Annotated in this window: 20 protein-coding genes and 1 pseudogene; 7 read left to right on the top strand and 14 right to left on the bottom strand. The window is 71.5% G+C overall.

Features of this window, described 5'->3' with window-relative positions:
* The first annotated feature begins 16 nt into the window (after positions 1-16).
* On the top strand, positions 17-589 hold the full coding sequence (locus AB0M93_RS14760) for a TetR/AcrR family transcriptional regulator (protein ID WP_364273126.1): 573 nt from the start codon (positions 17-19) through the stop codon (positions 587-589).
* 321 nt (positions 590-910) lie between these two features.
* On the opposite strand, the gene mce is transcribed toward AB0M93_RS14760, so the two are convergent.
* A complete protein-coding gene (gene mce / locus AB0M93_RS14765; RefSeq protein WP_354808123.1) occupies positions 911-1,366 on the bottom strand; it encodes a methylmalonyl-CoA epimerase in 456 nt (151 codons plus the stop codon).
* Between the two features lie 137 nt (positions 1,367-1,503).
* On the opposite strand from mce, the gene AB0M93_RS14770 reads away from it, so the two are divergent.
* From AB0M93_RS14770 to AB0M93_RS14780, 3 genes are all read left to right on the top strand, one after another.
* On the top strand, positions 1,504-2,691 hold the full coding sequence (locus AB0M93_RS14770) for an acetyl-CoA C-acetyltransferase (RefSeq protein ID WP_364273130.1): 1,188 nt from the start codon (positions 1,504-1,506) through the stop codon (positions 2,689-2,691).
* The gene (meaB, locus tag AB0M93_RS14775; RefSeq protein ID WP_364273133.1) at positions 2,692-3,657 is read left to right on the top strand and encodes a methylmalonyl Co-A mutase-associated GTPase MeaB; all 966 of its coding nucleotides are present in this window, start codon (positions 2,692-2,694) and stop codon (positions 3,655-3,657) included.
* 260 nt (positions 3,658-3,917) lie between these two features.
* Complete coding sequence (locus AB0M93_RS14780) at positions 3,918-4,643, top strand: peptidylprolyl isomerase (protein ID WP_364273136.1); 726 nt, start codon at positions 3,918-3,920, stop codon at positions 4,641-4,643.
* 200 nt (positions 4,644-4,843) lie between these two features.
* Here the strand turns inward: AB0M93_RS14780 and AB0M93_RS14785 are convergent.
* Positions 4,844-6,228 (bottom strand): annotated as a pseudogene (locus tag AB0M93_RS14785) (PLP-dependent aminotransferase family protein).
* Between the two features lie 46 nt (positions 6,229-6,274).
* Here AB0M93_RS14785 and AB0M93_RS14790 point away from each other — a divergent pair.
* Positions 6,275-6,736 carry a carboxymuconolactone decarboxylase family protein gene (locus tag AB0M93_RS14790; RefSeq protein WP_364273139.1) on the top strand — a complete coding sequence of 154 codons (462 nt, stop codon included), beginning with the start codon at positions 6,275-6,277 and terminating at the stop codon, positions 6,734-6,736.
* Positions 6,733-7,470 carry an isocitrate lyase/phosphoenolpyruvate mutase family protein gene (locus AB0M93_RS14795; RefSeq protein ID WP_364273142.1) on the top strand — a complete coding sequence of 246 codons (738 nt, stop codon included), beginning with the start codon at positions 6,733-6,735 and terminating at the stop codon, positions 7,468-7,470. Before AB0M93_RS14790 ends, AB0M93_RS14795 begins: the two co-directional genes overlap by 4 nt.
* Positions 7,471-7,545: 75 nt before the next feature.
* Here AB0M93_RS14795 and AB0M93_RS14800 read toward each other — a convergent pair whose 3' ends face one another.
* The 12 genes from AB0M93_RS14800 to AB0M93_RS14855 all read right to left on the bottom strand — a co-directional run bounded on the left by AB0M93_RS14800 (position 7,546) and on the right by AB0M93_RS14855 (position 19,287).
* Positions 7,546-9,153: a cation acetate symporter gene (locus AB0M93_RS14800; RefSeq protein ID WP_364273145.1), complete on the bottom strand. Its 1,608-nt coding sequence runs from the start codon at positions 9,151-9,153 to the stop codon at positions 7,546-7,548.
* Complete coding sequence (locus AB0M93_RS14805; RefSeq protein WP_364273147.1) at positions 9,150-9,509, bottom strand: DUF485 domain-containing protein; 360 nt, start codon at positions 9,507-9,509, stop codon at positions 9,150-9,152. The genes AB0M93_RS14800 and AB0M93_RS14805 overlap by 4 nt, the downstream gene beginning before the upstream one ends.
* A 70-nt stretch (positions 9,510-9,579) precedes the next feature.
* The gene (locus tag AB0M93_RS14810) at positions 9,580-11,304 is read right to left on the bottom strand and encodes a cation acetate symporter (protein WP_364273149.1); all 1,725 of its coding nucleotides are present in this window, start codon (positions 11,302-11,304) and stop codon (positions 9,580-9,582) included.
* Positions 11,304-11,651, bottom strand: coding sequence for a hypothetical protein (locus tag AB0M93_RS14815; protein WP_364273152.1), 348 nt, complete (start codon positions 11,649-11,651; stop codon positions 11,304-11,306). Before AB0M93_RS14815 ends, AB0M93_RS14810 begins: the two co-directional genes overlap by 1 nt.
* A gap of 31 nt (positions 11,652-11,682) precedes the next feature.
* Positions 11,683-12,438 carry a LytTR family DNA-binding domain-containing protein gene (locus AB0M93_RS14820; protein WP_364273155.1) on the bottom strand — a complete coding sequence of 252 codons (756 nt, stop codon included), beginning with the start codon at positions 12,436-12,438 and terminating at the stop codon, positions 11,683-11,685.
* Positions 12,435-13,487: a histidine kinase gene (locus tag AB0M93_RS14825; protein ID WP_364273158.1), complete on the bottom strand. Its 1,053-nt coding sequence runs from the start codon at positions 13,485-13,487 to the stop codon at positions 12,435-12,437. Before AB0M93_RS14825 ends, AB0M93_RS14820 begins: the two co-directional genes overlap by 4 nt.
* A gap of 44 nt (positions 13,488-13,531) precedes the next feature.
* Entirely contained in the window at positions 13,532-14,224 is a 693-nt protein-coding gene (locus AB0M93_RS14830; protein WP_364273160.1) for a hypothetical protein, read from the bottom strand.
* A 199-nt stretch (positions 14,225-14,423) separates the two neighbouring features.
* Complete coding sequence (locus AB0M93_RS14835) at positions 14,424-15,419, bottom strand: ABC transporter substrate-binding protein (RefSeq protein ID WP_364273162.1); 996 nt, start codon at positions 15,417-15,419, stop codon at positions 14,424-14,426.
* 40 nt (positions 15,420-15,459) lie between these two features.
* Entirely contained in the window at positions 15,460-16,512 is a 1,053-nt protein-coding gene (locus AB0M93_RS14840; RefSeq protein WP_364273164.1) for an ABC transporter permease, read from the bottom strand.
* Positions 16,509-17,273, bottom strand: a complete 765-nt coding sequence (locus tag AB0M93_RS14845) for an ATP-binding cassette domain-containing protein (protein WP_364273167.1) — start codon at positions 17,271-17,273, stop codon at positions 16,509-16,511. Before AB0M93_RS14845 ends, AB0M93_RS14840 begins: the two co-directional genes overlap by 4 nt.
* Entirely contained in the window at positions 17,270-18,307 is a 1,038-nt protein-coding gene (locus tag AB0M93_RS14850; protein WP_364273169.1) for a class I mannose-6-phosphate isomerase, read from the bottom strand. The genes AB0M93_RS14845 and AB0M93_RS14850 overlap by 4 nt, the downstream gene beginning before the upstream one ends.
* On the bottom strand, positions 18,304-19,287 hold the full coding sequence (locus AB0M93_RS14855; protein ID WP_364274328.1) for a LacI family DNA-binding transcriptional regulator: 984 nt from the start codon (positions 19,285-19,287) through the stop codon (positions 18,304-18,306). The genes AB0M93_RS14850 and AB0M93_RS14855 overlap by 4 nt, the downstream gene beginning before the upstream one ends.
* Before the next feature lie 314 nt (positions 19,288-19,601).
* On the opposite strand from AB0M93_RS14855, the gene AB0M93_RS14860 reads away from it, so the two are divergent.
* Positions 19,602-22,826, top strand: coding sequence for a GH92 family glycosyl hydrolase (locus AB0M93_RS14860; RefSeq protein WP_364274331.1), 3,225 nt, complete (start codon positions 19,602-19,604; stop codon positions 22,824-22,826).
* Positions 22,827-22,879 lie beyond the last annotated feature (53 nt).

The following is a 22,879-nucleotide window of genomic DNA, read 5'->3' on the forward strand; positions in this document are numbered from 1 at the left end:
GCCGTAGGAGGCACGAATGACCGAGGATTCGGCGAAGGAGCGCATCCTCTGCGCCGCCGAGGCGCTCTTCGCCGAGTCCGGCTTCGACGCCACCCCGACCTCCCGGATAGCGGAGCGGGCCGGGGTGCCGAAGGGGCTGGTGCACTACTACTTCCGCCACAAGGCGGACCTGCTCACGGCCCTGGTCGAGCGCCTCCCGGACGAGCGCATCGAGCCGGCGGTGGTCGTGGTCCCGGGCGACCTGGCCGGCAGCCTGCGGCGCCTGGTCCGCGAACTGGACCACCGGTTCAGCCGCTCGCTGGGGCTCTCCCACCTGTTGTGGCGCGAGGCCGACACGCACCACGTGGTCCGCGACGCCCTCCACGACCGCTTCCAGGTCCTGGTCCGCCAGGTCCGAGCGGTGATCCAGGCCGCAACGGGCGGCGGCCTCCCCCCGGCGGACGTCGACCGGGCATCAGGGCTGCTGGCCCGGGCGGTCAGCCACCGCCACGCCACGGCCCGCCACTCGGAGGACGACCTCCCGGCGGAGTTCGACGGCGAGCTGACGTTCATCGCCGACGCCCTGGTGTCGAAGGCCGCGCCGGCGTAGGCGCGCTGGGCCGTCGTCGGGGCGGTCGGCTGTGGCCGGCGGTCGGGCCAGCTGGCTTTGGCCGACGTGCCGCCCCCGTCCGGCTGTCGCTGACGTCAGGCTTGTTGTCGCCGACGTGCCGCACCCGTCCGTCCGTCGCTGACGCCGGGTTTGTTGTCGCCGACGTGCGGCGCCTGCCCGGTGTCGCCTCTGAGCCCGCTCGGCTGTCGCGGGCGTGGCCCGGCCCGGTGATCGCCGGTGTGCCGGCCGCGCGCCCGTTTCTGTCACGGGCGTGCGGCCGCGCGGCGGCGGAATGCTTGCGCCGGAACGGGTTGGGCGCTGTCAGTGCGCCGTGGTGTCCTTGGCCGGCTCGACCAGCTCCACCAGCACTCCGCCCGTGTCCTTCGGGTGGACGAAGTTCACCCTGCTGTTGGACGTGCCCCTCTTCGCCTCCTCGTACAGCACGCGCAGGCCCTTTGCGCGCAGGGCCGCCGCTGCCGCGTCCACATCGGACACGCGGTACGCCAGCTGCTGCAGGCCCGGGCCGCTCTTGCTCAGGAACTTGCCGATCGGTGAGTCTTCGCGGATCGGGGCCAGCAGCTGGACCTGCGTCTCCGTGCCCGCCGCGCCGGGGGCGCGCAGCATCGCCTCCCGTACCCCCTGCTCTTCGCTCACCTCCTCGTGCGTGAGTTCCAGGCCGAAGTGCTCGCGGTGGAACTCGATGGCCGCGTCCAGGTCCGGGACCGCGATGCCGACGTGGTCGATGGCCGTCACGAACGGCCGCAGGGCGTCATTCATGGAGGCAGGATAGGGGGCCCGCGCGCCGCCGCGAGGGGGAATCGTCGCGTGCCCCGCCTCACACTGGCTCCATCAAGAAGCCCTGCTCCCGGGTATGGTCGGGAAAACTGCCCATGCGCCGATGCTTGGAGGACGCCGTGTCCGGTTCCGTGATCCTGGGTGCCGCCCGTACGCCGATCGGGCGCCTGCTGGGCTCCCTCAAGGACTTCACGGGGGCTCAGCTGGGCGGGGTTGCGATCAAGGCGGCCCTCGAACGCGCCGGCGTCTCCCCGGAAGCGGTGCAGTACACGATCATGGGCCAGGTGCTGACCGCCGGTGCCGGCCAGATCCCGGCCCGTCAGGCCGCCGTGGCCGCGGGCATCCCGATGAGCGTGCCCGCGCTGACGATCAACAAGGTCTGCCTCTCCGGCCTCGACGCCATCGCGCTCGCCGACCAGCTGATCCGCGCCGGCGAGTTCGACCTCGTCGTCGCCGGCGGCCAGGAGTCGATGACCCAGGCACCGCACCTGCTGCCCAAGTCGCGCTCCGGCTTCAAGTACGGCGACACCACCCTCGTCGACCACATGGCCTACGACGGTCTCTTCTGCGCCTTCGACCAGGTCGCCATGGGCGCCTCGACGGAGAAGTACAACGCCCGCTACGGCGTCACCCGCGAGCAGCAGGACGCGTTCTCCGCCCGCTCCCACCAGCGCGCCGCCGAAGCCATCAAGAACGGCTACCTCGCCGACGAGATCGCGCCGGTCTCCATCCCGCAGCGCAAGGGCGACCCGGTCGTCTTCGACACCGACGAGGGCGTCCGCGCCGACACCACCGCCGACGGCCTCGCCAAGCTGCGCCCCGCCTTCGCCTCCGACGGCACCATCACCGCGGGCTCGGCCTCGCAGATCTCCGACGGCGCCGCCGCGGTCGTCGTGGCGAGCCGGGCGAAGGCCGAGGAACTCGGCATCACGCCGCTCGCCGAGATCGGCGCGCACGGTGTCGTCGCCGGGCCCGACGCGAGCCTGCACGAGCAGCCGTCGAACGCCATCCTCGCCGCGCTGGCCAAGGCGAACCTCACCGCCGACGCGCTCGACCTCGTCGAGATCAACGAGGCGTTCGCCGCCGTCGGGCTCGTGTCGACCGAGAAGCTCGGCCTCGACCCGGAGAAGGTCAACGTCAACGGCGGCGCCATCGCCCTCGGCCACCCGATCGGCGCCTCCGGCGCCCGGCTCGCCGTGCACCTGATCCACGAACTGCGCCGCCGCGGCGGCGGGCTCGGCGCGGCCGCGCTGTGCGGTGGCGGCGGCCAGGGCGACGCCCTGCTGCTGCGGGTGCCGTCGGCGTAAGTGACCGGACCACTCGACCTCGACGACCTCGTCGGCCGCGCGCGGGACGGGCAACCCCGTGCCGTCGCGCGGCTGCTGTCGCTCGTCGAGGACGCCCACCCCCGCGTCGCCGAGATCGCGCAGGCGCTGACCCCGCACACCGGGCGGGCCCGGGTCGTCGGCCTCACCGGACCACCCGGCGTCGGCAAGTCGACTTCGACGTCGGCCCTGCTCACCGCGTTGCGCGCGCAGGGCAAGCGGGTCGGGGTCCTCGCCGTCGACCCGTCTTCGCCGTTTTCCGGCGGCGCGCTGCTCGGCGACCGCATCCGGATGACCGAGCACGCCACCGACCCGGGCGTGTTCATCCGCTCGATGGCCACGCGAGGCCACCTCGGCGGGCTCTCGTGGGCGACCCCGCAGGCCGTGCGCGTGCTCGACGCCGCCGGCTTCGACGTCGTGCTCATCGAGACCGTCGGGGTCGGTCAGTCCGAAGTGGACGTCGTGAAACTGGCCGACACCACGGTGGTACTGCTCGCGCCCGGGATGGGCGACGGCATCCAGGCCGCGAAGGCCGGCGTGCTGGAGATCGCCGACGTCTTCGTCGTGAACAAGGCCGACCGCGACGGCGCCGACGCCACCGTGCACGACCTCAAGCAGATGATCTCGCTGGCCCGCCGGGAAATCCGGGGGCCGAGCTGGCGGCAGCCGATCGTGCGGACCGTCGCGGCGAAGGGCGAGGGCATCGACGAAGTCGTGCAAGCGCTGGCCGCGCACCACGACTGGCTCGTGGAGCACGACGAGCTGGCCCGGCGCCGGGTGGCCCGGGCGCGCGATGAGGTCGAGGCCATCGCGCTCCGCCGGTTGCGCGCCGAGCTGGTCGATCTGCGCGGCGGGGGGCGGCTCGCCGGCGTCGCCGAGCGGGTCGTGGCGCGGGAACTCGATCCCTTCGCGGCGGCCGAGGAACTGATCGCGGATCTTCGAGGCTAGCGCGGACGCGAGCCTGGCGAACAGAAACCGTGCCACCGCAACGGGTCTTCGCCGGAACCTCATGGTGCCCTCCCTCCGTGCGCGGCGGGTTTGCCGCGTGCTGACCATCGTGCGCCGGGGGTCCGACAATTTCCGGGGTGCGGGCGCCGAGGTTCACCCGATGGGCTGACGAGGGCGACTTTCGCCGGTTCTGGCTGTCGGTGCCGGGCCCTAGACTGCGGGGCGCTCCGGAACCGGGCGATCACTGGGAGGGCGTGCGAATGAAGAAGACACTCGTCACCGCGCTGGCGGCAGGCGCGTTGTTCGTGGCCGGGAACGGCGTCGCCGCGGCGGCCGACGCCCCGCCGCCGAAGACGACCCACGGGCCTTGCCAGTACACCGAAACCCCGGACGAACCGGCCGCGCGGCCGGTGCCGCTGCCGCCCGACCCGCGGCACACGCCGAGCCACGGCAAGGTCGACGTCGCGGTCCCGACCAGCCAGGGTGCGCTGCCGCTGCGGCTCGACCGCGCGAAGGCACCGTGCACCGTGCAGAGTTTCCTGCACCTGGCGCGGCACCGGTTCTACGACCACACGGTGTGCCACCGGCTCACGGCCTACCCGACGCTGAAGGTGCTGCAGTGCGGCGACCCGACGGCGACCGGCGAAGGCGGGCCGGGTTACAAGTACAAGGACGAGCTGCCGGTCGACCTGCCGCCGGCGCCGACCGACCCGACCGGCGCCCGCCGCGTCTACGCGCGTGGCCTGCTCGCGATGGCGAACGCGGGCCCGGACACGAACGGCTCGCAGTTCTTCGTCGTGTACGGCGATTCCGCGCTGCGGCCGAACTACACGGTGTTCGGCACGGTCGGTGCGGAAGGGCTGAAGACGCTGGACAAGGTCGCGGCGGGCGGGATCCAGCCGACCGCGGACGACCCGGCGCCGGTCGACGGCACGCCGGTGCTGCGGACGGAACTGCTCCGCGTCCGGCCGGACTGCTGGTCCTGACGGTGGTCGCGGGCCGCTCCGGCGGGGCGGCCCGCGGGCATCCGGTGTGACGGGAGGGGCATCACGCGTGATTGGAGGGGCATCACTCGTGATTGGAAGGTCGACTCGCGTGATTGGAAGGTCGACTCGCGTGATTGGAAGGTCGACTCGCGTGATTGGAAGGTCGACTCGCGTATCTGGAGGGTCGGGTGGGGGTGGGGTCAGGTGGCTATTTCTTGGAGGGCGTCCATCAGGGTTTGGGTTGCGCCGGCGAAGGCGTGTTTCGGGGTTGCGGCGTAGCCGACTATGAGGCCGCCGGGGCCGTTGGGGGTCATCCAGTGGCTGGAGAGGCCCTCGATGCCGATTGCGCGGCGGCGGCAGGCCGCCAGGGCCTGGGTCTCCGTGGGGCCGTCCGGCGGGAGGGTCAGCATCAGGGTGCAGGCCCGCCGCGATGCCCTGCGGGCGCACCGAGTCCGGCAGCGCCGCCAGCAACCGCGCGCGGCGGGAACGGTACTCCGCGCGGCTGCGGCGGACGTGCCGGTCGTACGCGCCCGAGTCGATCAGCTCGGCCAGGGCCAGCTGGTTGAGCAGCGCCGGCCGCGAGCCGCTGTCCGCCATCGCCGCGCGGACCGGCTCCACCAGGGACCGCGGCAGCACCAGCCAGGCCAGCCGGAGGGCCGGGGCGAGCGTCTTGCTGGCCGTGCCCGCGTACACCACCCGCTCCGGCGCCAGGGCCTGCAGCGCCCCGACCTGCTGGCGGTCGAAGCGGAACTCGCCGTCGTAGTCGTCCTCCAGCACGAACGCGCCCGAGTCGCTCGCCCAGCGGGCCAGCGCCGCGCGCCGGGGTGGGGCCAGCGTGACGCCGGTGGGGTACTGGTGCGCGGGGGTGACGACCACCGCCGGACTGTCCAAAGCGGACACGTCGATGCCGTGCCCGTCGACGTCCACGCCGACGATCCGCGGGCCCTGCGCCGCCGCGATCGAGCGGTACATCTCCAGTGACGGGTTCTCGAACGCCAGCTCGCCGACGCCCAGGCCCGACAGCGCCCGGGCCAGCACCGCGATGGCGTGCGAAAACCCGTGGCACACGACGATCCGCGCCGGATCGGCGACCACCCCGCGGGCCCGGGCCAGGTAGCCGGCCAGGGTGTCGCGCAGCTCCGGCGCGCCCAGCTCCGACTCGTAGCCGAACGCCGACGCCGGGGTCCGCAGCAGGGCTCGCCGGGTGGCGGTGATCCACGCCTGCCGGGGGAACGCCGTCAGGTCCGGGCGGCCCGGGCGCAGGTCCCAGCGCGGCGCCGGGTCGCGCGGCACCTGCCGCGGCGCGGACTGGGGGAGCGGACCCCGCCGTCGCCACGCGGGTCGGCGCGCCCTGGGCCGTGTGCAGGTAGCCTTCCGCGGCCAGATCGGCGTACACCCGGGTGACCGTGCCGCGGGCGACGCCGAGGTCGTGGGCCAGCGCGCGGGTCGAGGGCACCGCCGCACCCGCCTGCCACCGGCCGTCCCGGATGGCCGCGCGGATCGCCGCCGCGAGCCCGGCGCGGCCGGAAGCGGGCTGCCAGCCGAGGTGGACGTCGAGCCCGGAACTGGACCACGAATCCGTCATGTGACTGGACCATACCCGTGGTCCAGTTCCGGCTAGCGTGGACGGCATGACCAAGCGAATCGCGCTCGGGGGCGCTCCCGAGCTCTACCAGGCGATGTCGAACCTGCAGGCCGAGGTGAACAAGGCCGGTGCCAACGCGGGGCTCGACCCGAAACTGCTGGAATTGGTGAAGACCCGCGCGTCGCAGATCAACGGCTGCGCGTACTGCCTCGACATGCACTCCCGCGACGCGCTCGAGCTGGGCGAATCGCCGCGCCGGCTGTTCGTGCTCGACGGCTGGCGCGAGACCGACCTGTTCACCGAGCAGGAGCAGGCCGCCCTCGCCCTCACCGAGGCGATGACGAAGCTGTCCGCCACCCAGACCGTGCCCGACGACGTCTACGAGCAGGCGGCGAAGGTGTTCACCGAGGACCAGTACCGCGCGGTGGCCTGGGAGGTCATCGCGATCAACAGCTGGAACCGGATGACCATCACCAGCCACACCCCGCTCCCCAAGCGCGACTCGTGACCGCCGCCGCGCTGAAGGCGCTGCACGTCCCCGGCAAGCCGCTGATCCTGCCGAACGCCTGGGACGCCGACACCGCGAAGCTCGTCGAGGCCGCCGGCTTCCCTGCCGTGGCGACCAGTTCGGTCGCCGTCGCGGCCGCGCTCGGGTTCGCCGACGGCGAAAAGGCGCCTGCCGACGAGATGTTCGCTGCCGCAAGACGCATCGCGAACGCCGTGAACGTCCCGGTGAGCGTCGACGCCGAGGCCGGCTACGGCCTGTCCGGCGCCGAGCTGGCGGCCCGGCTGCTCGATGCGGGGGCCGTCGGCTGCAACTTCGAGGACACCGACCACGCCACCGGCGGCGTCCGGCCCGTCGCCGAGCAGGCGGACCGGATCGCCGCGCTGCGCGAGGCGGCGGGGGACGGGCTGGTGATCAACGCCCGGGTCGACTCCTTCCGCGGGGTCGATGCGAAGGAGGCGCTCGCCGACGGCGTCGCGAGGGCGAAGGCGTACCTCGAAGCGGGTGCCGACTGCGTCTACCCGATCCACCTGCGCACGCCGGAGCTGATCGCGGAGTTCGTGCAGGGGACCGGCGGTGCGGTCAACGCACCCGCGTGGCCGGGCAGCCCGGGCCTCGAAGGCCTCGCCCGGCTGGGGGTGGCGAGGATTTCGCTGGGCGGCGGGCTGTGGCAGTACGTGCGGAAGCAGCTGGAAACCACTCTCGAGAGCGTCGCCGAGGGCAAGCTGCCGTACTGAAACTGGCCGAAGGCCGTCGCGAGGGGATCGGGAACACCCTCGCGACGGCCTTCGGGGTCGGTGCCGGCCGGAAAGCTAGTGGACGACGGCCTTCTCGGCGCCCGCGCCGGTCAGGGAGCGGACCTCCATCTCGGCGTACTTCTTCTCGTTGTGCTCCTTGGACAGGACCGTGCCCAGCCAGCCCAGGATGAACGCCGCCGGGATCGAGACGATGCCCGGGTTGCTCAGCGGGAACCAGGCGAAGTCGACGCTCTTGATCATCGACGTGCTCTTCCCGGACACCGCCGGCGAGAACACGATCAGCACGATCGTGATGGCCAGGCCGCCGTAGATCGACCACAGCGCGCCCTGGGTGTTGAACCGCTTCCAGAACAGCGAGTAGAGGATCGTCGGCAGGTTCGCCGAGGCCGCGACCGCGAAGGCCAGCGCGACCAGGAAGGCGACGTTCTGCCCGTTGGCCAGGATGCCGCCGCCGATGGCGAGGGCGCCGATGACCACCGCGGTGATCCGGGCGACCTTGACCTCCGCGTCCGGCGACGTCTTGCCCCGCTTGACGACGTTCGCGTAGACGTCGTGCGCGAAGGACGCCGACGCCGTGATCGTCAGGCCGGCGACCACCGCGAGGATCGTCGCGAAGGCGACCGCGGAGATCAGGCCCAGCAGTACCGGCCCGCCCAGCTCCAAAGCGAGCAGCGGGGCCGCGGAGTTGACCCCGCCCGGTGCCTTCTTGATCGTGTCCGGCCCGACGAGCGCACCGGCGCCGTAGCCGAGCACCAGCGTGAACAGGTAGAACACGCCGATCAGGACGATCGCCCAGACCACCGAGCGACGCGCGTCGCGCGCGGTCGGCACGGTGTAGAAGCGCATCAGGACGTGCGGCAGGCCCGCGGTGCCCAGCACCAGCGCGATGCCGAGGGAGAGGAAGTCCAGCTTCGAGGTCCCGGTGGCGCCGTACTGCTTGCCCGGGCCGAGCAGCGTCTGCCCGGCCTTGCCCGCCTTGTCGACGGCGGCCTGCAGCAGCTGGGAGAAGTTGAAGCCGTACTTGCCGAGGACCCAGAGCGTGATCACGAGCGCGCCGACGATGAGCAGCGCGGCCTTGATGATCTGCACCCAGGTGGTGCCCTTCATGCCGCCGATCAGGACGTAGGCGATCATGATCACGCCGACCACGGCGATCACCAGTGCCTGCGCGCCCTTGCCTTCGACGCCGAGCAGGAGCGCGACGAGGCCGCCCGCGCCCGCCATCTGGGCGAGCAGGTAGAAGAACGACACGATCAGCGTCGACGTCGCGGCCGCGGCCCGCACCGGACGCTGCTTCATCCGGAACGCGAGGACGTCGCCCATCGTGAACTTGCCGGTGTTGCGCAGCAGTTCCGCGACCAGCAGCAGCGCGACCAGCCACGCCACCAGGAAGCCGATGGAGTAGAGGAAGCCGTCGTAGCCGTTGATCGCGATGGCGCCGGCGATGCCGAGGAACGACGCCGCCGACAGGTAGTCACCCGAAATGGCGATGCCGTTCTGCGGGCCGGTGAACGCGCGGCCGGCGGCGTAGTAGTCCGACGCCGTCTTCGTGTTGCGGCTGGCCCGGAACACGATCACCAGCGTGATGATCACGAACGCGGCGAAGATGCAGATGTTGAGGAGCGGGTTGCTGCCTTCCACACCCGCGGCGATGTTCGTCATGCCTGCTCCTTCGCAGCGTCGCCTTCGATGTCCTCGCGGATCTTCTCGGCGACCGGGTCCAGCTTCCGGTTGGCGTACCGGACGTAGAGGCCGGTGATGACGAACGTCGAGACGAACTGCAGCAGGCCGAAGATCAGGCCGACGTTGATGTTGCCGAACACCTTGGTGCTCATGAAGCCGTGCGCGTAGTCCGCGAGGAGCACGTACAGCAGGTACCAGAGGAGGAAGACCGCCGTCATCGGGAAGACGAACCGGCGCAGGCGGCTGCGCAGCTCGCGGAACTCCGTGCTTTCGTGTGCTCGGTCCCAGATGGTTTCTGACGTGTCCGGGGGGCCGCCGGTGTCGGTCGTGCTCATCGCTGCTCCCTGCGACGCTGCGGAAAGTGACGTGCGACACCGTAGGGACGTGTGAGTCTCGCGTGAAGATTCAGCGGTTCAACAGCCGAGCGAGACGACGAACGGTTGACGAACGGTCGCGCGGCCCGGCCGAACGGGGTTCGTCCAGGTGGAGGCGGAGCATCGCCGCGGTGGACCAGGCGGGTGGCCTGCCCCGCAACGAGACCAGCGCCATTGCGCCGAACGCCAGCGGCACCGACCAGGGTGCCGGTTGCTGCACCAGGATCGCCACCCAGCCGTGCAGCGGCGGCCCGGCGAGGGCGAACAGGATCGAGCCGGAGGAGGCGACCAGCCCGGTCAGCACGCCGGCGATGCCGCCGGTCGCGGTCAGCCGCGGCCACCAGATGCCGAGCACGAGCAGCGGGCAGAACGTCGACGCGGCGACCGTGAAGCCCCACGTGACCAGCACCCCGGCGTCGAGCTCGGCCGAGCGCAGCGCCAGCAGCACCATGATCCCGGCGACGCCGAACACCGCGATCCGCAGCCGCCGCAGGCCGCCGGGGACGAGGTCGTGCGCGATCGCGCCGGACATCACCAGCAGCAGCCCGAGCGACGTCGCCAGGAACGCGGCGAACGCGCCCGCGGTGAGCAACGCCGTGAACAGCCCGCCGGCCCAGCCGCTGTCCACCTGGTACGGCAGCGCGACGACCACGGTGTCGGTCGCGCCGGAGAGGTAGAGCCCGGGGACGAGCACCCGGCCGAGGACGCCGTAGATGCCGGGGAAGAGGTAGAAGACGCCGAGCAGCGCGACCGTGATCGCGGCGGTGCGGCGCGCGGCGCGGCCGTCCGGGCTGGTGTGGAAGCGCATCAGGACGTGCGGCAGGCCCATCGTGCCCAGCATGGTCGCGATGAGCACGGCCCAGGTGCCGAGGAGCGGGTAGCCCTGGTCGCCGAGGTCGAGCAGCGGGCGCCGCCAGTCGGGGCCGCCGAGCGCGGCGCCGCCGCGGACCGCCGGGACGGCCGCGCCCGTGCCGAACACGACCTCGTCCTGGCTGTGCGCGGTGAACTCGCCCGGCTGCAGCATCTCGACGACGCCGTTGCGCCGCACCGGCGTCGGTTCGCGGATCTCCATGGTGACGTCGACTTCGAACCGCACCGGCGTCTCGCGGGCGAAGTGGGTGAACTCGACCGGGTTGAGCGCGTCGGTCCGGTTGACCGCGCCGGCCTGCAGCACCAGCCAGATCGCCGGGACGAGGAACAGCAGCAGCTTGAGGACGAACTGGAACGCCTGCACGTAGGTCGCCGCGCGCATGCCGCCCAGCGCCAGGGTGACGCTGACCGCGACCCCGGCCAGCACCACGCCGACCCAGTACTGCGTGCCGCCGACCGCGGCGAGCACCAGGCCGGCGGTGCGGAACTGCGGGACGACGTAGATCGTGCCGATGACCAGCACGACGACGGCGGCCAGCCGGCGCAGCGCGGGGGAGTTGAGCCGGGCTTCGGCGAAGTCGGGGACGGTCAGCGCGCCCGACCGCCGCATCGGCGCGGCGACGAGCACGAGCATCGCGATGTAGCCGGCGGTGAAGCCGACCGGGTACCAGAGCGCCCCGATGCCGTCCTTGACGACGAGCCCGGCGACGCCGAGGAAGGAGGCGGCGGACAGGTATTCACCGGAGACGGCGGCCGAGTTCACCAGCGGCGAGATCCGGCGCGAGGCGACGAGGAAGTCCGACGTCGTGCGCATGGCGGCGACCCCGCGGACGCCGATCAGCAGCGTCACGAGCACGACCGGCGCGACGGCCAGCGCGACACCCACTACCTGTCCTCGATGCGCTCGGCGCGGCGCAGCTGCCAGCGGGCCAGCAGGGCCATCGCCGGGTAGGGGAGGACCGCGAGCATCAGCCAGGAGAGCGGAATTCCCAGCAGCCGCACGGCGTCCAGGCCCGGGAAGAGCGCGAAGACGCCCGGCAGGCCGAGGAGGAGGGCGAACATGAGGACCAGCGCGGGGATGCCGCGACGGCGCTGGGCGGTGTAGAGGGCGGTGGCGCGCTGGGTGTCACCGGCGGGGAGGCGGGGCTGGCGCCAGCGGTGACGCGACCGGCGGCGCGCGTGGGCGAGGCGGGTCTGCGGGCTGGTGACGGCGACCCGGCGGATCTTGCTCATCGCGGGGCCGGCCGGAGCGGTGCGTCGCGGCTCATCGCGGATCGGCTCCGAGCTGGCCGCGCTGGGCGGCTTCCAGCAGCCGGTCGCGCAGATCCCGCGCGTGCCGGCGGCTCACCGGGACGTCGCCGGCCTCCGTGTGGGCCAGCAGCCCGCCCGCCGTGTCGCTGCGCAGCTCCAGCACTGCTCCGACGGCCAGCAGGAACCCGCGGTGCACCCGGCTGAACCCGGTGCCCTCCCAGTACTCCTCCAGCCGCGAGATCGGCATCCGCACCAGGTGGACGCCGCCGCGCGTGTGCAGGCGGACGTAGTCGCCGTGGGCCTCCACGAACAGGACGTCGTCGCGCCGGACGTACCGCGTCCGCCCGCCCGACTCCACCGGCAGCGCTGCCATCGCGTCCGGCGTAGTGCGCGAATCGGGCGTTGCCATCCGAGTCACCTTCTCCAGCGCCGTCGACAGCCGTTCGGTGCGGACCGGCTTGAGCAGGTAGTCGACCGCGCCGATGCCGTACGCCGTCACCGCGTGGCCGTCGTGCGCCGTGACGAACACGATCACCGGTGGCTCGCTCAGCTTCGCCAGCAGCGACGCCAGTTCCAAGCCGTCGAGACCCGGCATCGAGATGTCGAGGAACACCGCGTCGAACCGGTCCGCCTGAAGCAGCTTCAACGCCTTCAGCGCGTCACCCGCGCCGACGACTTCGCCGACTTCGGGCGCTTCGCGCAACATGCGGCAGAGCTCGTCCAGCGCCGGCGGGAGGTCGTCGACGGCGAGGACACGCAGGCCCGTCACGGCAGCACCCCCGGCTGGAACCGCGGTACCCGCACGATCACCCGGGTGCCCGCGCCGATCTCGGTCTCCACGGTCAGGCCGTACCAGGCGCCGTAGACGTCCCGCAGCCGTCTGTCCACATTGGCCAATCCCATCCCGGCGGCATCGTCCTCACCGGTGCGCCCGGCGAGGATGTCCGCCGCCCGGTGCGGGTCCATGCCGACCCCGTCGTCCTCGACGAAGATCACGCAGTCGTTCCCTTCCGCCTGGCCGTGCACCTGGACCAGCCCGGTGCCCGACCGCGGCTCGATGCCGTGCCGGATCGCGTTCTCCACCAGCGGCTCCAGCACCAGGTACGGCACCGCGACGGCGAGGATCTCCGGCGCGACCCGCACCTGCACGCGCAGCCGTTCGCCGAGCACCGCCCGCTGCAGCGCCAGGTACGTCTCGATCGCGCGGAACTCCTCGGCGACGACGGTGTACTCGCCGTGGCGAGCCAGGCTGTAGCGCGTGTAGTCGGCGAAGTCGAGCATGAGGTCACGGGCCCGGTCGGGGTCCGAACGCACCAGCGACGCGATGACCGTCAGCGCGTTGTAGACGAAGTGCGGCGACATCTCCGCCCGCAGCGCGCGCAGCTCGGCCTGCGCCGCCTGTTCCGCCGACGCCTCGAGCCGCCACCGCTCCAGCGCCTGCACCACGAGGTCGGCGGCCTGGGCCGCGACCGCGTCCCGGACGTCCCCGACCACCAGCAGCGCCCCGGCGAGCTCGTCGTGGACGTGCAGCGGCAGCACCAGGACGTCCGGTGCCGAACCGGGTTCTTCGCTGTGGAGGACGCTGTCGAGCACCGTCGCGACGACCGCGTCCGGCCCGGGCCGGCCCGACCACAGCAGCGAGCCGGACAGGTCGGTGAGGCCGAGGCCGGGGAACCCGAAGAGCCGGCGCAGGCCGTGCGCGGCGCGGCGGGCGCGGGTGCCGGACAGGCCGTCGCGCAGGTCGTCGGAGACGCGCCGGGCCGCGGCGAGCACCGGCAGCGGGTCGGCGCGGGACGCCGGGCGCAGGTGCACGGTCATCGGGCCTCCCCTCGGCGGCGGTGTCCAGGGCAAAGATCCTACGGCTACGCGCGCCCGTCGCGGTCGGCCAGCACCTGGGCGTGGCGGCGGAAGCGGCGCCAGTTCCGGTAGTGGTCGATCGCCGTGGCGTTGCCCAGCAAGCTCGAGTTCGCCGGGTAGGGCCGGTCCGGCAGCGAGATCCAGCCGGTCGTGCGCGTTTCCTTGACGGCCACCGGCACCGGCCGGAACGTCGTCGGGTCGAGGCCGTCGCTGTGCCGGACGACCTCGTCGAAGAACCACGCCGAGGTGATCAGCGCCAGCACACCGCGCGAGGACCTGAGCGCCTCCTTCAGCGGTTTCGCCTCCAGCAGCCGGAACGTCTGGTTGATCGCCGGCGCGGTGACGCCGTGGTCGTCGTAGGCGATCTCGCCCGCGTGCAGCGCCATCCGGAGCCGGATCCGGGCCCCGGGGTCGTGCGTGCGGTTGTGCCGGTGCAGCGCGACGGCGAGCGCGGCGGGCAGGAACTCGACGAAGAGCCCCTTCGGGACCTCCGGCGGGGCGAGGACGAACACGCCGTCGCCGCAGTCCTCGGGCCGGCAGTCCCGCCACGGGACGCCGGCGTCGTCGAACGCCCGGTCCAGCGCGCGGTACAGTCCCGCGCGCAGCAGCAGGCGGTCGGGCGTGGTTCTGCGCTGGTCGCCGTAGCCCTCGACGTCGACCGCGAAGACCGTGCGATGCACGGCCGGCCGGTACCTCATCGCACCCTCCCTGCGATCATGCATGTGCCGATGCATGTGCAAGTGAGTGTGACGGGGCACACCCGCGCGGGGGAACGGGTCAAGCGGTGAGCGGTTCTCTCACCGCGGTGACCGGCACCTGCTGTTCACTGCCGGTGAACACGCTGGTCAGGGCACTGCGGGCGGTGCGCACACCACCCGCAGGACCCTGACGGACGGCTCAGCAGCTCTGCTTGTAGAAGTACTGAGAGTTGGCGTCCATGTCGGCCTTCGTGATCGAGTGCAGCTGCGCGGTGAGGTTCCGCGTCACCGGCTTGCCCTCGATCGCCGCGACCGCCTGCTGGACGCCCTGGGTGCCGATCGCGGCCGGGTCCTGGGCGATCAGGGCCTGGTACTGGCCGTTCTTCAGGCCTTCGACCTCGGACGGGCTGGCGTCGAAGCCGATCAGGTTGACCGCGCCGACCTTGCCGGCGTTGCGCAGGCCGGTCGCCGCGCCCTCACCGGTGTTCAGGTTGGTCGCGAAGACGCCGATCAGGTCCGGGGTCGACGACAGGGCCGCCGTCACCTTGGCCGCGGCCTGCTCCGGCTCGTTCTGGGTGAACTGGACGCCGATCGACTTCAGGTTCGGGGTGTTCTTCAGCTCGTCCTCGAAGCCCTTGGCGCGCGCGGCGGTTGTGGACGTGCCGGCGATCGTGTCGAGCACCAGCACCGAGCCGCTCTTGCCGCCCGCGAGCTTCGCCATCGTCTGGGCGGCGAGCTTGCCGCCCGCGGAGTTGTCCGACGAGATCGACGACGCAGCCACGCCCGTGTCCTTCAGCGCGGTGTCGACCTCGACGATCTTCGTCCCGCGCGCCTTGACCTGCTGGATCGGCGCGAGCATCGCGGTGTCGTCGGTCGGGGCGATGAGCAGCGCCGCCGGCGGGTTCGCGCCGAGGGCGTTGACCAGCTGGGTCTGCAGGGGAGCGTCGAACTTCTGCGGCGCCTGGGTGGTCAGTTCGTAGCCGAGCTTCTTCGCCTCGGCTTCGGCACCGCACTGCAAAGAGATGTAGAACGGCTCGGCCTGCACGCCCGGGATCAGCGCGAGCTTCTTGCCGCCGACCGGCGTGGCCGTGTTGCCGGACCCGCTCTGCCCGACCGTGCCGGAGCCGCATGCGGACAGCAGGGCGGCGGCGGAGACCACGGCACCCATGGCGGTGAGAGTCTTGGTCAGTTTCATAAGCACCTCGTTGTACTTGGGGGACTGTACTCGGGGAAACTCAGCGGGAGTTGCGGCGACGGCGGCGGCGCTGGTCGAACCAGACCGCGGCGACCAGGACCCAGCTGACGATGAACATCTGCCAGAAGTCCTGGACGTGGATGATGTTGAAACCCTTGCGCAGCACGGCGGGGATGAAGACCCCGATCACCGTGCCCAGGATCGTGCCGACGCCGCCGAAGAGGCTCGTCCCGCCCATCACGACCGCGGCGATGGCGTTGAGGTTGTCGGTGGTGTGCCCGGAGATGGTGGTCGAGTTGTAGTAGGCCAGCGAGAGGAACCCGGCGATGCCGGCCAGGAAGCCGGTCAGCGTGTACACCTTCAGCAGGTGCGCGGTGACGCCGATGCCCGCGCGCCGCGCGCCCTCGGCGTTGGAGCCGACCGCGAACGTGTACCGCCCGAACTTCGTCGTCCGCAGCAGCCAGGCGCCGATCACGGTGATCACGATGGCGACGATGACCAGGTTGGGCACCACGCCGAAGGAGGTGCCGTACCCGAGGGTCTGCGTCAAAGCGGCGGGCACGGTCCGCAGGTCCGAGCCGCCGTTGAGCAGGTAGGCGGTGGCCAGCGCGGCGCCCATCGTGCCGAGCGTGACGATCAGCGCCGGGATCTTCGCCTTCGCCACGAGCACGCCGTTGATCACGCCCCAGATCGTGCCGGTGACCACGGCGACGACGAACCCGACGAGGATCACGCCCCAGCCCGCTTTCGACGCGTCGCCGCCGGACATCCCCTCCATGACCTTGCCCGCGACCATGCCCGCGAGGATCAGCACCGAGCCGACCGAGAGGTCGATGCCCGAGGTGATGATCACGAACGTCATGCCCACTGAAAGGATGAGCAGGACCGAGGACTCGATGAACAGCGTCTGGAAGGTGAACAGCGTCGGGAAGCTGTCCGGCGCGATCACGCTGAACATGATGACCAGCGCCAGCAGGACCAGCCCGATCCAGAACGTGTTGGCCTCGATCAGGCGTTTGCCCAGCGGCCGCTTGCCGAACCCGGCCTCGGGGGATTGCTGGATGTCCTTCTTCGGGGGTGTCGACACGCTCATGCGGCCTCCTCCTGCACGAGGGCGCCGGTCATCGCGGCGACGAGGTCTTCGAGCTTCGTGTCCGCCCCGGTGAACCGGGCGACGCGCTTGCCGAGCCGCAGCACCTCGACGCGGTCGGCGACCGACAGCACCTCGGGCATGTTGTGGCTGATCAGCACGACGGCGATGCCCTTGTCGCGCACCTTCTTGATGACGTCGAGGACGCGTTCGCGCTGGACGACACCGAGGGCGGCCGTCGGCTCGTCCATGAACACGACCTTCGACGCCCACACGACCGAGCGCGCCACGGCGACGCTCTGCCGCTGGCCGCCCGAGAGTGAGCCGATCGGGACGTCGGTGCTCTGCAGTGTCACGCCCAGGCGCTGGAACTCCTCGACGGCCTGCCGCCGCATCTCGGCCTTGTCGAGCATCCCCAGCTTGCCGAGGAGGCCCTTGCGGTGGATTTCGCGGCCGAGGAACAGGTTGGCCGCCGGGTCGAGCTCGGGCGCGACCGCGAGATCCTGGTAGACGGTCTCGATGCCGAGGCGCCGCGCGGTGGTCGGCGAATCGAAGTGGACCTCCGTGCCGTCCAGGACGATTTTCCCCGACGTCGGCTGCTCCGCCCCGGAGAGGCACTTGACCAGCGTCGACTTGCCGGCGCCGTTGTCGCCGATCAGCGCCGTCACCTCGCCCGCGCGCGCCTGGAACGACGCGCCGCGCAGGGCTTCGACCGAGCCGTAGTGCTTCGTGAGGTCGATCGCGTCCAGCAGGATTTCGCTCATCCGTGCCTCTCTTCCGGCGCCGGCGGGCGGCAGCGGATCACCGTCGCCGTACCGGACAGCTCGGTCTGGCCGGCGTCGAACGGGACGACGTAGGTGTCACCCTTCGCCAGCGCGTGCTCGCCGCCGTGTTCGGTGCGGAGGGTGCCTTCGCCGTCGAGGACGACCAGGACCGCGAACGACGGATCGAGTGACAACGTTGTCGCCTTGTCGGTGCGCAACTGGTCGGCTCGGAAGAACCGCTCCGATCCGCCGGCCAGCAGGTCCACAGTGGACGAAGAATCGCCCGCGGTGCGCCTGATGATGGTTTCGAGGCGCTCGGCGTCCCAGCCGGAGGTGTCCAGCGCCTCGATGGCGGTGTCGAAGCCCAGGCCGAGGTGGCCCTTCTCCGGTGACGCCAGGAAGTCACGCCACTCGATGGTGAGCGAGAAGTCCGTCGGCTGCTGCAGCTCGACGACGAACACGCCCTCGCCGATCGCGTGCGGCAGCCCGGCCGGGATGTAGACGGTGTCTCCCGCCGACACCGGGATGCTGTTGAGCGCGCCCAGCATCGACGGCACGTCCTGCTCCCGCGTCCACTCGGACACCGTCGCCTTCGGCAGCGTCTCCTTGAAGCCCGGGTAGACGCGCGGGTCGTCGCCGTAGGTGCCGACCACGATCCACGCCTCGGTCTTGCCGAAGTGGGAGTCGAAGTGCTGCTTGGCGAAGGTGTCGTCCGGGTGGAAGTGCACGGGCAGCCGCTGGCCCGCGTCGAGGAGCTTGACCAGCAGGCCGGTCGACGTCCCGAGCGCTTCGACGTGCTTCGCGCCGAGCCAGCCGTTCGGGTTCGCCACGACGGCGTCGCGCAGCCAGGCGCCGTCCGGGAGCCGGGTGAGGCCGTTGGTGTCCTGGCCGAACATGGTGCTCACCGACGCGACCCAGTCCTCCGGGCCGAACTTCTTGTCCGGCGAGGCCCCGCGCAGCGCCGCGATGGCGTCGCCCCCGCGGTAGAACTGCGGCGGCTGGTTGGCGGGGAGCCGGATCGGTTCGAGGGTCACGGGGCGACCTCACCGGAACCACGGGCGACGAGATGCACGGGCAGGACTACCTTTCTCGGCGGGGACTGATCTCCCTGTACTCGGGCGAAGAGCAGCTCGGCCGCGGCGTGGCCCAGCGCGCTCACGTCGTGCGCGACCACGGTGACCGGCGGGTCCAGCAGGTCCGCCAGTTCGAAGTCGTCGAACCCGACCATCGCCGGGCGGCGCTCGGCGTGGGCCAGCGCGCGCAGCAGGTGCACGGCAACCCGGTTGTTGCCGGCGATCACCGCGGTGGCCGCGTCCGGGCCGTCGAGCAGCCGCTTGACGGCGCTGCCGATCGACTCCGGCGTCGGCGTGCCCATCGAGACCAGCGACTCGTCGTAGGAGATCCCGTTGCGGACACAGCCCTCGCGGAACCCGCGCAGGCGCTCGGCCGCGGTGAAGATGTCCGGGCTGTCGCCGAGGAACGCGATCCGCCGGTGCCCGTGCTGCGCCAGGTGCGTGACGGCTTCGATGGTGCCGCCGAGGTTGTCGACCAGCACGGTGTCGGCCACGATGTCGCCGGCCGGGCGGTCGATGAACACCACCGGCGTGCCCGCGCGCATCTCCGGCACGAGGTAGCCGTGCTGGAGGCCGGCCGGGACGACGAGGATGCCGTCCACCCGCCGCGCGCAGAACTCGAGGACGAGCTCGCGTTCGCGGTCGGAGTTCTCCTCGGACGAGCCGGTGAGCACCTGACGCCCGAAGGAGGTCGCGATACGCTCGACCGCACGGTTCAGCTCGGAGTAGAAGGGGTTGCCGACGTCCTCGACGATCAGCCCGATGGTGCCGGTGGTCGACCCGCGGCGCAGGTTCCGCGCGCCCAGGTTGCGCCGGAAACCCAGCTGCTCGATGGCCGCCATGACCCGCTCGGCGGTGTCCGGGTGCACGGCCGGTTCGTCGTTGACGACGCGCGAGACGGTCTTGATGCTCACGCCCGCCAGCCGGGCCACGTCGCTCATCGTGGCCCGCCTGCTCGCGGTGCGCGTGCTGCCGCCGGAGTCCCGGCCCGGAGGAGACAACGTTGTCATAGTGACCGGGATTGAACGCCACGCGCCCGGTGCTTGTCAACGCCCCGGACGGGGATTGTGCCGATTCGGCTACCGACGGCGTAGGACAGACGGCTGATCACGCTGTCCGGAACCGGACAGGTCTTGACGGGACCCTTGACTGTCCGGTGAGCCGCTGCCCAAGGTGGCCCGGTTCGACCGACTGCGCGACAAGGTTGTCATGGCACCGTTTCCGGTCGCGCTGATGAGGTGGAGAGGCGATGGCAATGGCGCGTGTGCGCTTCAGAGCCGGTTTAGCTTTCTTGACATTGGCGGTGACCGCAGCGGTGGCTCCCGCTGTCCCCGCTGCGGCGGCTACCAGTACTGACTACGCGAAGTGGGTCAACCCCTTCGTGGGCACCCGGCCCGGCGGGGCCGACCACGGCACCGGGGGCGGTGCCGGCAACACGTTCCCGGGCGCGGTCGCGCCGTTCGGCATGGTCCAGTGGAGCCCGGACACGGTCAAATCCCAGCCCGGCGGCTACTTCTACGACGACAACGCGCTGACCGGGTTCAGCCTGACGCACCTTTCCGGCGCCGGCTGCTCGACCTACCAGGACATCCCCTTCATCCCGTACGTCGGCGAGGTGACGACTTCCCCGGCGACCGACCCGGCCCACTACACGTCGAAGTTCTCGCACGCCAACGAACACGCGACCGCGGGCGCCTACGACGTCACCCTCGACAGCGGCGCGAAGGTCGAGCTCAGCGCGACCCAGCGCACCGGCTCCGCGCGGCTGACCTACCCGGCCGGCGCGTCCTCGACACTGCTGGTCAACACCTCCGGCTCGGTCAACGGCACCGACGACGCGTCCATCACCATCGGCAAGGACACCATCAGCGGCTGGGCCACCAGCGGCCGCTTCTGCGGCGCGCGCAACAGCTACCGCGTCTACTTCTCGGCCAAGTTCGACACGCCGTTCGCGTCGATCGGCACCTGGAAGAACGGCGCCGTGACGCCGAACAAGGCCGCCGAAACCGGGGGCGCCAAGGCGAAGGTCGCGCAGCCCAACGGCGTGAACGCCTCGATCGCGCGCCCGGCCAAGGCGGCGACGCAGAACACCACCGTCAGCGGCCCGGGCAGCGGCGGGTACGTCACCTTCGCCAACCTCAACGGCGCACAGGTGAACGTCCAGGTCGGACTGTCCTTTGTGTCCGTCGACGGCGCGAAGGCCAACCTGAAGGCCGAAAACACCGGGAAGTCGTTCGACACCGTGGCGGCGAACGCGCGCAAGGCGTGGAACGCGCAGCTCGGCAAGATCGCCGTCACCGGCGGCTCGGACGCCGACATGACGACGTTCTACACCTCGCTGTACCACTCGCTGATCCAGCCGAACGTGTTCTCCGACGTCAACGGCCAGTACCCCGGCTTCGACGGGCGGATCCACACGGCCGACAAGGGCCACGCGATGTACACGAACTTCTCCGGCTGGGACATCTACCGCTCCGAAGCCCCGCTGCTGGCGACGATCGCGCCGCACGAGACGTCGGACATCGTCCGGTCGATGATGGCCTACGCCGAGCAGGGCGGCTCGTGGGACCGCTGGACGGTGGCCAACGACTACACCGGCGTCATGAACGGCGACCCGTACCACATCATCGTCTCCAGCGCTTACGCCTTCGGTGCCCGTGACTTCGACGCCCAGAAGGCGTTGCTGCTCATGATCAAGGGCGCCACCCAGCCGACGCAGGGCTACACCGAACGGCCGGGCCTGGACGACTACCAGAAGCTGGGGTACGTGCCGGGTGCCGGCGCGGACACGCTCGAGTACACCAGCGCCGACTTCTCCATCGCCCAGTTCGCGAAGCGGCTCGGAGACAGCGCGACGTACACGACGTTCATGAAGCGCGCGCAGAACTGGCAGAACCTCTACAACCCGGGCACCGGGCACCTGCAGCCGCGCAACGCGGACGGTTCGTTCGCCGGCACCTACGACCCCGCCAGCTCGCAGGGCTGGGTCGAGGGCAACGGCGCGCAGTACGAGTGGATGGTGCCCTACGACCTGGGCGGCGTCGTGACGGCGTTCGGCGGGAACACCGCGACGCAGTCGCGGCTGGACACCTTCTTCACCCAGCTGAACGCGGGCACGCAGCTCCCGTACGCGTTCATGGGCAACGAGCCGAACTCCAACGCGCCGTACGTGTACTCGTACGCGGGTGCCCCGGCCAAGACCCAGGCGATCGTGCACCGCTCGATGGACGAGCTGTACAACCCGCGTCCCGAAGGCCTGATCGGCAACGACGACCTCGGTCAGATGTCGGCCTGGTACGTCTGGTCGGCGCTCGGCATCTACCCGGAGATCCCGGGCCGCGCCGAGACGCTGCTCGTGACGCCGCGCTTCGAGCACGCCGTGCTCACCACCGGCTCGGGCAAGACGATCACCATCAACGCGCCGGGCACCGGCGACTACGTGGGCAGCCTGAAGGTCAACGGCGGCGCGGCGGCCAAGGCGTGGCTGCCGGAGGCGCTGATCTCCAGCGGCGGCACGCTCGACTACACGCGCTCCGCCACGGCGACCTCGTGGGGCAGCGCGACGGCCGACGCGCCGCCGTCGTTCCGCGAGCAGGAGAAGCCGAGCCTGTCCTTCGTGGACCCGGCACGCGCGGTGACGCCCGCGGGGTCGACGTCGAAGGCGTCCGTGGGGGTCCAGGACCTCTCCGGCACCGCCCGGACCTGGACCTACAGCGCGGGCAGCGTCGACGGGATCACGCTGACCCCGGCGACGGGCACCATCACGGTGCCCGCCGCGGGCAAGGCGAGCGCGGAGCTGACGGTCTCGGTACCGGCGGGGCTGGCCGACGGCGCTCGCCGGATCCCGGTGACGTTCTCCGCGCCGGGCGTGGCTTCCTCGCAGGCCGTCCTGACGGTGCTGGTGGCCCAGCCGAACAGCTGGCTGGCCACCGTGAACAACGCCGGCATCTCCCCGGATTCGAACTCGGGCGCGGCCAACTTCGACGGCGGCGGCTGGAGCTACTCGGCCGACGCCCTCGCTGCGGCCGGGGCGACTCCGGGCAGCACTGTGACCAGCGACGGCATCAAGTTCACCTGGCCGTCGTTCCCGGCGGGCGACCCGGACAACGTCGTGGCCGGCGGCCAGACGGTGAACGTGACCGGGTCCGGGCGGCTGGCGCTGCTCGGCTCGGCGTCCAACGGCAACGCGTCCGGCACGCTGACCGTCACCTACACCGACGGCAGCAAGTCCACCGCCACCATCGGGTTCTCCGACTGGACCCTCGGCGGCGGCGGCGCGCAGCCGGCGTTCGGCAACCGGATCGTGCTGTCCACGCCGTACCGCAACGCCTCGGGCGGCGACCCGCAGCAGATCCGCACGATGGTGTTCGGCACCAGCCCGATCACCCTCGACGCGGGCAAGACCGTGGCGAGCGTGACGCTGCCGGGCAACGTCAGCGGCGGTGCCCTGCACGTGTTCGCCATCGGTATCGGCGCGTGACGATCCGACCCTGAAAGGCCGCCCGCGTTCCGCGCGGGCGGCCTTTCCTGTTC

Source organism: Amycolatopsis sp. NPDC051102, from assembly GCF_040682815.1.
In the GTDB taxonomy this organism is placed as follows: Bacteria; Actinomycetota; Actinomycetes; order Mycobacteriales; family Pseudonocardiaceae; genus Amycolatopsis.

Excerpts from the sequence above, each read along its gene's own strand:
- AB0M93_RS14805 (WP_364273147.1), bottom strand. The coding sequence starts at position 9,509 with ATGAGCACGACCGACACCGGCGGCCCCCCGGACACGTCAGAAACCATC.
- mce (WP_354808123.1), bottom strand. The coding sequence starts at position 1,366 with ATGAATGACGCCCTGCGGCCGTTCGTGACGGCCATCGACCACGTCGGC.
- AB0M93_RS14800 (WP_364273145.1), bottom strand. The coding sequence starts at position 9,153 with ATGACGAACATCGCCGCGGGTGTGGAAGGCAGCAACCCGCTCCTCAAC.
- AB0M93_RS14855 (WP_364274328.1), bottom strand. The coding sequence starts at position 19,287 with ATGAGCGACGTGGCCCGGCTGGCGGGCGTGAGCATCAAGACCGTCTCG.
- AB0M93_RS14835 (WP_364273162.1), bottom strand. The coding sequence starts at position 15,419 with ATGAAACTGACCAAGACTCTCACCGCCATGGGTGCCGTGGTCTCCGCC.
- AB0M93_RS14780 (WP_364273136.1), top strand. The coding sequence starts at position 3,918 with ATGAAGAAGACACTCGTCACCGCGCTGGCGGCAGGCGCGTTGTTCGTG.
- AB0M93_RS14840 (WP_364273164.1), bottom strand. The coding sequence starts at position 16,512 with ATGAGCGTGTCGACACCCCCGAAGAAGGACATCCAGCAATCCCCCGAG.
- AB0M93_RS14830 (WP_364273160.1), bottom strand. The coding sequence starts at position 14,224 with ATGAGGTACCGGCCGGCCGTGCATCGCACGGTCTTCGCGGTCGACGTC.
- AB0M93_RS14815 (WP_364273152.1), bottom strand. The coding sequence starts at position 11,651 with ATGAGCAAGATCCGCCGGGTCGCCGTCACCAGCCCGCAGACCCGCCTC.
- AB0M93_RS14860 (WP_364274331.1), top strand. The coding sequence starts at position 19,602 with ATGGCGCGTGTGCGCTTCAGAGCCGGTTTAGCTTTCTTGACATTGGCG.
- AB0M93_RS14790 (WP_364273139.1), top strand. The coding sequence starts at position 6,275 with ATGACCAAGCGAATCGCGCTCGGGGGCGCTCCCGAGCTCTACCAGGCG.
- AB0M93_RS14845 (WP_364273167.1), bottom strand. The coding sequence starts at position 17,273 with ATGAGCGAAATCCTGCTGGACGCGATCGACCTCACGAAGCACTACGGC.
- AB0M93_RS14825 (WP_364273158.1), bottom strand. The coding sequence starts at position 13,487 with ATGACCGTGCACCTGCGCCCGGCGTCCCGCGCCGACCCGCTGCCGGTG.
- AB0M93_RS14760 (WP_364273126.1), top strand. The coding sequence starts at position 17 with ATGACCGAGGATTCGGCGAAGGAGCGCATCCTCTGCGCCGCCGAGGCG.